Origin of the sequence: Halomonas sp. SpR8 (assembly GCF_031010195.1) — a bacterium.
In the GTDB taxonomy this organism is placed as follows: domain Bacteria; phylum Pseudomonadota; class Gammaproteobacteria; order Pseudomonadales; family Halomonadaceae; genus Vreelandella.
The window spans coordinates 1-10825 of the sequence record NZ_JAUAMC010000007.1 but is presented as its reverse complement, the minus strand read 5'-3'; the positions used below and the strand labels follow the sequence as shown (position 1 = coordinate 10825).

At 58.2% G+C, this 10825-nt stretch carries 11 protein-coding genes; 4 read left to right on the top strand and 7 right to left on the bottom strand.

Annotated elements, in window-relative coordinates:
* Positions 1-84: 84 nt before the first annotated feature.
* From QT230_RS14150 to cobT, 7 genes are read right to left on the bottom strand one after another with little or no spacing between them, the layout of a single operon-like run.
* Positions 85-510, bottom strand: coding sequence for a bifunctional adenosylcobinamide kinase/adenosylcobinamide-phosphate guanylyltransferase (locus QT230_RS14150; RefSeq protein WP_308322581.1), 426 nt, complete (start codon positions 508-510; stop codon positions 85-87).
* Positions 462-1115, bottom strand: coding sequence for a histidine phosphatase family protein (locus tag QT230_RS14145; protein ID WP_308322579.1), 654 nt, complete (start codon positions 1113-1115; stop codon positions 462-464). Before QT230_RS14145 ends, QT230_RS14150 begins: the two co-directional genes overlap by 49 nt.
* On the bottom strand, positions 1052-1822 hold the full coding sequence (gene cobS, locus QT230_RS14140; RefSeq protein ID WP_308322578.1) for an adenosylcobinamide-GDP ribazoletransferase: 771 nt from the start codon (positions 1820-1822) through the stop codon (positions 1052-1054). The genes QT230_RS14145 and cobS overlap by 64 nt, the downstream gene beginning before the upstream one ends.
* Positions 1819-2355: a bifunctional adenosylcobinamide kinase/adenosylcobinamide-phosphate guanylyltransferase gene (locus tag QT230_RS14135; RefSeq protein WP_308322577.1), complete on the bottom strand. Its 537-nt coding sequence runs from the start codon at positions 2353-2355 to the stop codon at positions 1819-1821. The genes cobS and QT230_RS14135 overlap by 4 nt, the downstream gene beginning before the upstream one ends.
* Positions 2339-3469 (bottom strand): threonine-phosphate decarboxylase CobD, encoded by a 1131-nt coding sequence (gene cobD / locus QT230_RS14130; protein WP_308322575.1) that lies wholly within the window; start codon positions 3467-3469, stop codon positions 2339-2341. Before cobD ends, QT230_RS14135 begins: the two co-directional genes overlap by 17 nt.
* Complete coding sequence (cbiB, locus tag QT230_RS14125) at positions 3466-4467, bottom strand: adenosylcobinamide-phosphate synthase CbiB (RefSeq protein WP_308322889.1); 1002 nt, start codon at positions 4465-4467, stop codon at positions 3466-3468. The genes cobD and cbiB overlap by 4 nt, the downstream gene beginning before the upstream one ends.
* Positions 4467-5516, bottom strand: a complete 1050-nt coding sequence (cobT, locus tag QT230_RS14120) for a nicotinate-nucleotide--dimethylbenzimidazole phosphoribosyltransferase (protein WP_308322573.1) — start codon at positions 5514-5516, stop codon at positions 4467-4469. The genes cbiB and cobT overlap by 1 nt, the downstream gene beginning before the upstream one ends.
* Positions 5517-5798: 282 nt before the next feature.
* Between cobT and edd the strand changes: the two genes are divergently transcribed.
* The 4 genes from edd (at position 5799) to QT230_RS14100 (ending at position 10639) form a co-directional block, all read left to right on the top strand.
* The gene (gene edd / locus QT230_RS14115) at positions 5799-7688 is read left to right on the top strand and encodes a phosphogluconate dehydratase (protein ID WP_308322572.1); all 1890 of its coding nucleotides are present in this window, start codon (positions 5799-5801) and stop codon (positions 7686-7688) included.
* A complete protein-coding gene (glk, locus tag QT230_RS14110; protein WP_308322571.1) occupies positions 7688-8653 on the top strand; it encodes a glucokinase in 966 nt (321 codons plus the stop codon). Before edd ends, glk begins: the two co-directional genes overlap by 1 nt.
* 60 nt (positions 8654-8713) lie before the next feature.
* Positions 8714-9583, top strand: coding sequence for an aldo/keto reductase (locus QT230_RS14105; RefSeq protein ID WP_308322570.1), 870 nt, complete (start codon positions 8714-8716; stop codon positions 9581-9583).
* A gap of 93 nt (positions 9584-9676) precedes the next feature.
* The gene (locus QT230_RS14100; RefSeq protein ID WP_308322568.1) at positions 9677-10639 is read left to right on the top strand and encodes a carbohydrate kinase; all 963 of its coding nucleotides are present in this window, start codon (positions 9677-9679) and stop codon (positions 10637-10639) included.
* Positions 10640-10825: the final 186 nt, after the last annotated feature.

Genomic DNA, 10825 nt, shown 5'->3' with positions numbered 1-10825 from the left:
CAGCGATCTCTTACACCGTGTAAGAGATCGCTTACAAGGCGGGCAAAAATTCGCCCGAATTATCGTAATAAAAAGCCGGAATAACTACTTAATCAACTGCACCAACCCATGACGCACGTACCACACCTGCTCGGCTTGAGCGGTGGCGTCCTGGGTGAACCAGCCATTGAGGTCTCGCAGGCAGCGCTGCTCGGGTTGCATGGGCACAATACCCCGGCCAACTTCATTGGCAATAATCATCAACGGCGCCTTTAGTTCGTCAGCACGCTGGTAGAGCTGTGTCATATCGACCTGCCACTGTTGGCGCAGGGCATCGTTTTGCGCGTTTGCTAAAGCGGCTTCTAGCCACTCAAGCACGCCGGTTATTACTAGCGGGGTTTCGGCAACCAGCGCTTGCTGGCACTCTTCCAGCCGCTGTCCCGGTGCCAGCCGATGCCATACAGCGTCGGGAAAGCGAGCCGTTACGGCGTCGCGTTTTCCAGCGCAGGCACCGCCGATGAAGAGCTGCATTGCCAATCTCCTTTGCCATTCGCATCGGTGTGATAAGTGAGCGTCCAGCGCCGACCTTGGGCCTGGCTCACTGAGCCATCCCAGAAGTGAATGGTTTCAAAACGACGGCGCAGCTCACGAATCACACCGCCGTGAGTGACGGCTAGAATCTTGCGCTGGCCGCCCTGCCGGGCATTCACGGCTACATCATGTAGCCAGGCCTCCAGGCGTGCGCGCAGTTGAGCGGCCGATTCGCCGCCAGGGATTTGCAGCTCGCCGACGCTGTCAATCCAGGCGCGGTAGTGGGGCAAATCTTTTAGTTCGTCGTAGACCTTGCCTTCGTACTCGCCAAAATCGAGTTCGCGCAGACGCGGCTCAAGCGCAACCGGCACGCCCTCTTTCACGGCCTGAATCCATTCCAGCGTCTGTTGGCAGCGGTTTAAGTCGCTTGAATAAATAGCATCAAAACGCTCATCCACCACGGCGTCTCGCAGAGCAAGCAGTCCCTCTTCCGCCTCAGGAAACAGCAGCGCAATATCGCGCTGTCCCTGATAACGGCGTTCTAGATTCCAGGCGGTGATGCCGTGGCGAACTGCCACCAGCTCCAAACTAAGATCAGCAGCCAAAGCTCTCCTCCTTCGATGGTGGCACCGACCATATCGCCGTTGATGCCATTAAACAGGCGCAGCATAAGCCAGCGCATCAGTCCCACAAAAACGATTGCCGCAAGTAGCATCACCATTAGTGTGGGTGCCAGCAGGGCTATCACCGCGAGCGGTACCAGAGCCAGCGCCACATCCTGGCCGCTCAGCGACTGCTGCCAGCTCCAGGCCAGGCCCTTCGACTGAGCGCAAGGCGTCAGCACCAGCAAGGCCACACCCGCCCAGCGCCCGAGCGCGGGCACCACCAGCAGCCACCAGAGCGGCGCTTGATAGGTGAGCAATGCCCACAGCAGCACGCCCTTCCAGGCAAGCAGAAACACCAGCGCCAACATGCCGAAACTGCCGATTTGCGGGTCTTTCATGATCTCCCAGCGGCGCGTCAGCGGCTGATTGCTGCCCAGGGCATCGGCGATATCCATGACGCCATCCAGGTGCAGCCCACCGGAAAGCGCGACCCAAAGGCTAAGCAGCGCCAGCGCGGTGATCGGCGTGGGGACGTTTTGCATGGCGAATGCCAACAGCACCAACACGCTGCCGATGAGCAAGCCGACCAAGGGGTAGGCACGCACCGCCCACCGGCGGGTTTCAGGCGTCCAGGGGCAAGCGACAGGAATCGGGATTCGGGTCAAAAACTGTAGTGCGAGCAGAAGACCGAACAGAACGTTTTTCACAGCACCTTCCTATCGTTTTTCCATTCGATGGCACAGCCCGCGACCACTTCCAGCACCGAGTCCGCCTCTGCCGCTAGCCAGCGGTGGGCACGCTGAAGAAAGGCCAGGTAGCGCCAGGTTTCGGCATCAACGGGCGGTAGCGTTTCGTTGATATCGTTAGAGACAACCACTAGATGCACGCTGCGCGCTCGGGCATCAGCAAGGGTATTGGCTAACAGCGCCAGGCCCTCATCTTCGCTAAGCTCACTGGCATACAGCACCTGACTGGCCCAGAGGGTCAGGCAATCCAACAGCACGGCACCGCCTTCAGGCACGTTGGCAATCGCTTGATCAATGGCCAGCGGCGCTTCCAACGTCAACCACTGCGCACCCCTGGATTGTCGATGGCGTGCAACACGCGCGGCCATCTCGTCGTCGTACACGTCCGCGGTGGCTAAGTAGTAACAGGGTAAACTGCCCGCAGCGTCCACTACCCGCTGTTCGGCAATTTCACTTTTACCCGAGCGCGCCCCGCCGCTAACGAAGACAATCATGCAGTACCTTTTTCAGTGCAGCGACTAGCCGTCGGTTGGCAGGTTCATCGCGTAGCGCCACCCTAAGCCATTCGCCATCAAGCCCGGCAAAATTGTGGGTATGGCGTACCAGTACGCCTTGGTGTAGCAGCCGCTCAAATAACATATCGCTGGAGAGGCCTGCGGCGCGCTGCTCGGCGCCGGGGCGGATAAGGAAAAAGCAGGCCTGGCTGGGCACAACGTCCACCCCCAACTCGCTAAGCGCTTGGCTCATACGTGGCCGCTCGCTGGCTAACCAACGCTGGGTGCGACGGGCAAAGGCGTCATCTTTCAGCAGCGGCGCTACTAGTTCAGCCGCCAAGTGGTTAACACTCCAGGCTGGCTGGTGGCTCTCTGCTGCCTTAATTGCTGCCGTATCCGCAAGCATATAGCCCAATCGCAGCCCCGGCAGCGTGTAAAACTTGGTCATTGAGTGCAGCAGTATCAGATGCGAATAGCGCGCCAACAGCGGTGCCAACGAGGCCTGTTGGGGCGGCTTGCCTACCATATCGATAAAGGCCTCATCCACTATCACATGGCAGCCAATGGCTGCAGTGTGATCCAGCAGGGCTTCCATTGCCGAAATATCAATCAACGTAGCGGTAGGATTATTGGGGCGGCATAAAAACAGCACCTCAATGCCGTTAAGTCCAGCCAATAGCGAATCAATATCCAGCGTAAAGTGCGGCGCGGGCAGTGCAAGCTCAGCGACTGAGAGCCGGTGGGCGAAACAAGCGCGGGCATACTCGCCAAAGCTGGGGGTAATAATCGCCGCACGCTTACCTGCATGCAGCGCAGCGGCGATAAAAATGGCTTCCGCGCCGCCGTTGGTCAGCAGCACCTGTTCGGGCTGAAGGTGGTGGTGGGCGGCAATGGCCTGACGCGCAGCGGAGTAATCCGGCGCAGGATAACGCTCGATATCTGCCAACTGCTTCACTAACCAATCGCTAACCCAGGCCGGAGGCCCCAAGGGGTTAAGGTTGGCGCTAAAATCTTCCAAACGGTGATCGGCGGGCAAACTGAAATGCGCTAATAGCGCCTCGGCTTGCCCGCCGTGCTTGGGCCATGGAGAACAGGACCACATACATTGACTCATAGTAGCCCCTTAAAAAAGAATGATATGCCCGCTATAACTACCACTGACAGCAACATAAACAGTAGCCAGGCGCCGTGCATTAAATGCACCGCAGCCGTGATGTGCGTGACCTGCAGCACTTCCAGGGGCTCACCTAGGGTAGCGCGCCGAGACACCACGCCTTGATAGTAATTAGTGCCACCCAACTGAACGCCGAGCAGCCTTGCCACCATGGCCTCCGGCCAGCCCGCATTAGGACTTGGATGACGCGGCGCATCGCGGCAGGTGCCGCTCAGTGCGCCTTTCCAGCGCAGATTCAAAATGCCTGTAACGTCCAGTAGCAGGCCAGCAAGCCACAGGCATGGCACTGTTAAACGTGCCGGTAGCCAGTTAGCCAAATCGTCGAGCTTAGCGGAGGCAAAGCCAAAGTCGGCATAGCGTTGGTTTTTATAGCCTACCATCGAATCCAGGGTATTTACCGCCTTATACGCCAGCGCTAGCGGTGCCCCGCCAATCAGGGCAAAAAACAGCGGCGCGGTAATACCATCCACCGTGTTTTCCGCCACGGTTTCCACCGTACCGCGAGTGATCTCCGCTTCATCCAAGTGTGGCGTATCACGGCCCACTATCATCCCCAGCGCCTTGCGAGCGGCAGGCAAATCGCCTTTGGTTAGCGGCTCGACCACGGCGCGGGCCGCGTCGCCCAAGCCTTTTATCGCTAACGTCGTAGAGAGCAACCAAAGCTCGGCGATCAACGCCAGTCCGGGGTGCACCCGCGCTAGCAACACCAACGCTAGCCAGCTGATCCCCCATACGCCGCCTACCACAATGATTGTTAGTAGAAACCCACTGATCCTGCGCTGCTGCGCCGTACCGCGATTCCATAGCCGCTCAAAGGCGCTGATAAAACGTCCTATCCACACCACTGGATGCGGCAATGAACGCGGATCGCCAATCATTAAGTCAATCACTATCGCCAGAGCAACCAGCGCCAATCCAGTGAGAGGATCGCCGACCATCATGGCGTTGCCTTATCGCTAACACCGGCATCGTTAAAGGTCGCCATTTCCGCCACCATCGACGTCGCCGCCTGCAGCAATGGATACGCCAGCGCGGCACCACTGCCCTCCCCTAGCCGCATGCCCATATCGAGAAGTGGCCTAGCCTCTAATGCCGTTAACGCGACGTCATGCCCGGGCTCCTGGGAACGGTGGCCAAAAATCAGATAGCCACGCACGGCGGGGCATATTCGACAGGCGGTAAGCGCGGCCACGGTGGCAATAAAACCATCCACAATCGCAGGCATCTGATTGGCCGCGGCTGCCAAATAGGCGCCGGTCATGGCAGCAATTTCCAGCCCACCCAACTTGGCAAGCACCGCCAGAGGCGCCTGGGGGTCAGCGTTACGCGCCGCGATGGCGCGCTCAATCACGGCTACTTTGTGTGCCTGCTGCTGTGGGTTAATCCCGGTACCCGCACCCACAACGCTGGCTACCGACTCACCTGCCAGCACCGCCAGCATGGCACTGCTGGCGGTGGTATTGGCAATGCCCATCTCGCCGACAATAAGACACTTTGCTGCCGCCTTTTTTGCCCGCTCAATGGCGGCGATACCTACCTCTATAGCGGCCAACGCCTGGTCAGCTTGCATGGCATCTTCCACCACCATATTGGCGGTTCCCGCGCGCACTTTGGAAGAAGTCACGCCAGGCAGTGTTAAGGACGAAGCTACGCCTACGTCTACGATCTCGACCTGCGCACTTATCTGTCGGGCAAAAACATTAATCGCCGCCCCGCCGTTGGCGAAGTTGGCCACCATCTGGGCGGTCACTTCCTGGGGAAAGGCGGATACCCCCTCAACGGCAACGCCGTGATCGGCAGCAAACACAATCACCGCAGGCGGCATCACCTGGGGCTTAAGCTCACCAGTGATGGCGCTCAACTGAATAGCCAGTTCTTCTAAGGCCCCCAAACTACCCGGCGGCTTGGTCAGCGTGTCCAGGTAGCGTCGCGTCGTTTCACCGGCCTTGAGGTCAACTGACTGGATATGGTCAACAATGGCGTGCATGCAGGCTCCGGCTCGGTAGGGGTCATTAAACATTCAAAGTCAAAGCGCAAAATGGTAGCAAAAGCCTGGATGCTATACTTGCTATTTCATGGGTGGATCTTCCACCCTGTCCGGATCTTTTAGAGATATCTACGTATCTTGACGAGCTTCGATTAGCACAGCAAATTCTGGTAATAAAACTACAAATGTGGATTTTATTACCGTAAAGTCTCTTATATCGACACCAAAAAATGTAAAATAACTACAATCTTTACCCACCGTCTCTATCATGCAGAGGTCCCTATGCCGAGCTCAACACCTGCCACTTTAAATTCTACCGTTGCTGAGGTTACCCAGCGCATTCGTGAGCGCTCTGCTGAGCGCCGCGCCCTCTATGAACAGCGCATGGCGGACCAGCATAAACGCGGAGTGCACCGGGCTGAGTTAAGCTGCGGCAATCTGGCCCACGGCTTTGCTGCCTGCAACCCGCAGGACAAAGACTCCCTCAAGCTGATGAACAGCGCCAACCTGGGGATCATTTCGGCCTACAACGATATGCTCTCGGCGCACCAGCCGTTTGAGACGTTTCCTGAAACGATTAAAGCAGCCGCCAGTGCCATGGGCTCGACCGCCCAGTTTGCCGGTGGCGTTCCGGCGATGTGCGATGGCGTGACCCAGGGCCAGCCGGGCATGGAGCTGTCGCTATTCTCACGGGATGTGATTGCCATGGCCGCCGCCGTGGGGCTTTCCCACAACATGTTCGACGCTGCGCTCTACCTGGGCGTGTGCGATAAGATTATCCCCGGGCTGTTTATCAGCGCCGCACGCTTTGGCCACCTGCCCGCGATGTTTGTGCCGGCCGGCCCCATGCCCAGCGGCCTGCCCAACAAGGAAAAGGCCCGCGTTCGTCAGTTGTACGCCGAGGGCAAGGTGGGCCGCGATGCGCTGCTGGAGGCAGAGTCGGATTCATATCACAGCCCCGGCACCTGCACCTTCTACGGCACGGCCAACTCCAACCAGCTGATGATGGAAGTCATGGGTCTGCACCTGCCGGGCACCTCCTTCGTCAACCCTGGCACCGAGATGCGCGAAGCGCTAACCCGCTACGCAACAGAGCAGGCGATTCGCAATACCGAGCCCGGTGGCAACTACCGCCCGTTCTACAAGCAGATCGACGAGCGCGCCATCGTCAACGCCGTCGTTGGGCTTCTCGCTTCTGGTGGTTCGACCAACCATACACTTCACCTGATCGCCATGGCCGCCGCTGCCGGTATTACCCTGAACTGGGATGATTTCACCGCGCTTTCCGCGGTCACCCCCAGCCTGATGCAGGTCTACCCTAACGGCCAAGCGGATATTAACCACTTCCAGGCGGCGGGCGGCATGAGCTACCTGTTCCGCGAGCTGCTGGGCGCAGGCCTGCTCCACGGCAATATTCCCACCGTGTTCGGCACCGACCTGACCGCCTACACCCAAGAACCTTTCTTGGAAGACGGCAAAGTCGTCTGGCACGAAGGCCCCGAAAACAGCCTTGATGAGGACGTGCTGCGCCCCGTCGCCAAGCCTTTTGCGCCGACGGGTGGTTTAACCGTTATGAAAGGCAACCTGGGCCGTGGTGTGATCAAAGTCTCTGCGGTGGCCGAGGAGCATCGCATTGTCGAAGCACCGGTGAAGATTTTCGAAGACCAGAACGAAATGAAAGCGGCCTTCGAGTCCGGCGATTTGGATCGTGACGTGATCGTGGTCGTCCGTTTCCAGGGCCCCAAAGCCAACGGCATGCCGGAACTGCACAAGCTGACACCCTTCCTGGGCGTGCTACAGGATCGTGGCTATAAAGTGGCGCTGGTCACTGACGGCCGCATGTCGGGTGCGTCGGGCAAAGTACCTGCTTCGATCCATATGAGCCCCGAAGCCTTGGATGGCGGCCCGCTGGCCAAACTGCGCGATGGCGATATTGTCCGCCTGGATGCCAACGCCGGTACGCTGGAAGCCAAAGTCGCCCCTACTACCTGGGCTAATCGGGAATTGGCGATTGGCAACCTGGATCACTACCACGTCGGCCTGGGCCGTGAGCTGTTTTCAGGCTTCCGCCACTTGGCTATGCGCGGCGAGGAAGGCGCAGGTGTGTTTGGCGGCTTCGAAGCCGACGACCTCGCCCGCCAGCAGGGGCAAATCGCAGAAGAGGATGCCTGATGCGACCGGCACTCATCGGCGATATCGGAGGCACCAACGCACGCCTAGCGTTGGTGTCGCCCGGTGAAGTCACCCCACACGATATTTTAAACCTTCCTTGTGCCGACTACCCCGGCGTTGTAGAAGCCGTTCAAGACTACTTAAATCGCGTGGGCGCCATCGGTGACAACGCGCCTCAAGAGGCTTGCTTGGCTTTCGCCTGCCCCGTTCACAACGAACGGGTCAAAATGACCAATAACCACTGGGACTTTTTAAAGGGCGACGTTCAGCAGGCGCTGAATCTTTCGCTGTTTAAAGTCATCAATGACTTTACCGCCCAGGCGCTGGGTGTTCCCCATGTGGCGGCCAGTGACTTGGTTGAGGTTCAGCCGGGACAAATCCAGGCCCACTCCACACGCTTAATTATCGGCCCAGGCACTGGCCTAGGCGTTGCCGGGGTATTTCCTGGACAGCACGCCTGGATACCGCTGCCCACCGAAGGCGGTCACGTCACCTTTGCACCCACGGATAGCACCGAGGTGGCGTTGTTGGATGTATTTCTGCAGCGTCATAAGCGGGTGAGCGTAGAGCGCATTTTGTGCGGCCAGGGCTTACTGGAGCTTTACCAGGCGCACTGTAGCCTTGAGGGCGTTGAGCCACGCCTTACCACTCCCGCAGAGGTGACCACAGCGGCCAACGAGGGCGATAGCCTGGCAACGGCAGCCCTGCTGCGCTTTCTCAAAATTCTTGGCGATGTGTGCGGCGACGCCACGTTAACCATGGGCGCAAGGGGCGGGGTTTATCTATGCGGCGGTATTCTCCCCCGCCTGCTGGAGTGGCTGCCGGAAAGCGAACTGCGCGCCGCCTTTGTCAATAAAGGCCGCATGGGCGCTTATAACGCTGATATCCCCGTATGGGTGGTGACCGCGCCCTGGACGGGGCTGCTAGGCGCCGCCGAAGCGCTGCATAACGAAGAAGTTTTCTAACAACATTTATTAAAAACATTTATTAAAAACATCGCTAACAACATCAATACGGAACCAGCTATGCCCGCCGCCACCTTTGATGTGCCGTTTGTACTCGGCATGATGCGTTTACACGAAACGCCTGCCCTTCACGACCCTAAGCAGTTGGCCGATTGGATCGAAGCGCGCCTGGAACAGGGCCTAAACTGGTTTGACCATGCCGATATCTATGGTAGCAACCAAGGTGAAACGCTGTTTGGCGCCGCGCTAAAAACACGTCCTGCCCTGGCTCAGCGGGTTAATATCGTCACTAAAGCGAGCATCGCTAACGACAACCCAGCCCCCGGCTCCGGTATGGTAAAGCACTACAACGCTAGCCCCGCTTATCTCAATAGCGCCATCGACGCGTCGCTTGGGCGTTTAAACGTCGAACTCCTCGATCATTTTTTGATTCATCGCCCCGACCTACTGATGAACGCGGAAGCTACCGGCCGTGCGCTGGACGATGCCATTGAAGCAGGCAAAATTGGCGCTGCAGGCATTTCCAACCACCTGCCCAGCCAGTGGCGGCGCTTGCAAGGCGCCATGCATCACCGCCTATCCGCCAACCAGATCGAGCTCTCAATCGCCCACACAACGCCGCTGTTTGACGGTAGCTTTGACGATCTATGTGCCGATGGCCACGCTCCCATGGCGTGGTCACCTCTGGCAAGCGGGCAATTGATGCAAGGCGCCGTCAGCGACTGTTTGGATAAGTGGGCAACCAAGCTTGAGTGCGCTCCCAGCGCTTTAGCGCTGGCATGGCTGCGCAGCCTGCCCAACTCGCCGGTACCGGTGATTGGCAGCGTTAAACCTGAGCGCATCAGCGATATGCTTAATGGCCCTGCAACGCTACCCCGGGAAGCGTGGTACGAACTGCTTGAAGCCGCACGCGGCCACTGCGTGGCATAAAACTGTCCAGTGCAACACTGTCAGGTAAAAAACTGCCCGGTGCAAAACTGCTTGTTTTAAAACAAATACATTAATCACAATAAGGAGCCACAAATGACACCCGTTATTGCCTTTGGGGAAGCGCTAGTCGATATGCTCTCCAGTCGTTTGGGAGCCGCTACTGATACCCAGGAAACCTTTACCCCCTACGCCGGTGGCGCCCCCGCGAACGTGGCGGTCGCCTGCGCCCGCTTGGGTGTACCTAGCCAGTTTCTAGGTATGGTGGGTGACGATACTTTTGGGCATTTTTTGCTGCGTGAACTTAAAAGTCATGGCGTCGACACCAGCGGCGTTATGCTCACAAAGCAGTCGCGCACGGCGCTGGCGTTCGTTTCCCGGGATGACGTTGGCGAACGTACCTTTGATTTTTATCGCCCACCTGCCGCTGATCTGCTTTATCGCCTAGAGCATTTACCCCAGGGGATTTTTGAGCACCCTGCTATTCTGCACCTGTGCAGTAACAGCCTGACTGACCCCGAGATCGCCGACGTTACTCTGGCGATGGCCACCATGGCCAAGCGCGCAGGCTGCCTGGTCAGCGTCGATGCCAACCTACGCCACAACCTATGGCCCGGCGGTGAAGCAGACGCCAGCTTAGTCACGCAACTGCTAGACGGCGCCGAATTGCTCAAACTCTCCCAGGAGGAGCTCGACTACTTGCGTGCTGATCATCCTGCAGAGTCGTGGCTTTCTGAACGCTTGGCGGCTGGAGTGAAGGTTATCTTGATTACCGACGGCCCCAACGACGTTGTACTTAAAGGCGTCGGCATCGACCAGCGCATTGCGCCACCCAAAGTGGAGGCAGTCGATACCACCGCTGGCGGCGACGCTTTTATTGGCGGGCTACTGGCCGAGCTTTCAGCCCACGGTATCAACGAAAACTGGCAGAACGATGCCGATTTTCTTCATCGTGCAGTGGATACCGCCTGCCGCTGCGGTGCCCATGCGGTTACTCGCCCAGGCGCTTACGCCTCACTCCCCACTCACGCGGATATCGAAACGCTGCGTGCGGGTTGATATATCAGATCAAGCTACCAGGCCGGTTGAAAGCCCTTAATCTAAAACGCCACCTATTCTGAACTGCACCCCGAAAGTTGGACGCTCAATCCAACCTTCGGGGTGTTTTTATGAGTAAGCAATACAACGAGGATTTTAAGCTGCTGCTGGTGCAACAGTATTTACGCGATCACACGAGCTTAAAGG

Excerpts from the sequence above, each read along its gene's own strand:
- QT230_RS14150 (WP_308322581.1), bottom strand. The coding sequence starts at position 510 with ATGCAGCTCTTCATCGGCGGTGCCTGCGCTGGAAAACGCGACGCCGTA.
- QT230_RS14135 (WP_308322577.1), bottom strand. The coding sequence starts at position 2,355 with ATGATTGTCTTCGTTAGCGGCGGGGCGCGCTCGGGTAAAAGTGAAATT.
- cobD (WP_308322575.1), bottom strand. The coding sequence starts at position 3,469 with ATGAGTCAATGTATGTGGTCCTGTTCTCCATGGCCCAAGCACGGCGGG.
- cbiB (WP_308322889.1), bottom strand. The coding sequence starts at position 4,467 with ATGGTCGGCGATCCTCTCACTGGATTGGCGCTGGTTGCTCTGGCGATA.
- cobT (WP_308322573.1), bottom strand. The coding sequence starts at position 5,516 with ATGCACGCCATTGTTGACCATATCCAGTCAGTTGACCTCAAGGCCGGT.
- edd (WP_308322572.1), top strand. The coding sequence starts at position 5,799 with ATGCCGAGCTCAACACCTGCCACTTTAAATTCTACCGTTGCTGAGGTT.
- glk (WP_308322571.1), top strand. The coding sequence starts at position 7,688 with ATGCGACCGGCACTCATCGGCGATATCGGAGGCACCAACGCACGCCTA.
- QT230_RS14105 (WP_308322570.1), top strand. The coding sequence starts at position 8,714 with ATGCCCGCCGCCACCTTTGATGTGCCGTTTGTACTCGGCATGATGCGT.
- QT230_RS14100 (WP_308322568.1), top strand. The coding sequence starts at position 9,677 with ATGACACCCGTTATTGCCTTTGGGGAAGCGCTAGTCGATATGCTCTCC.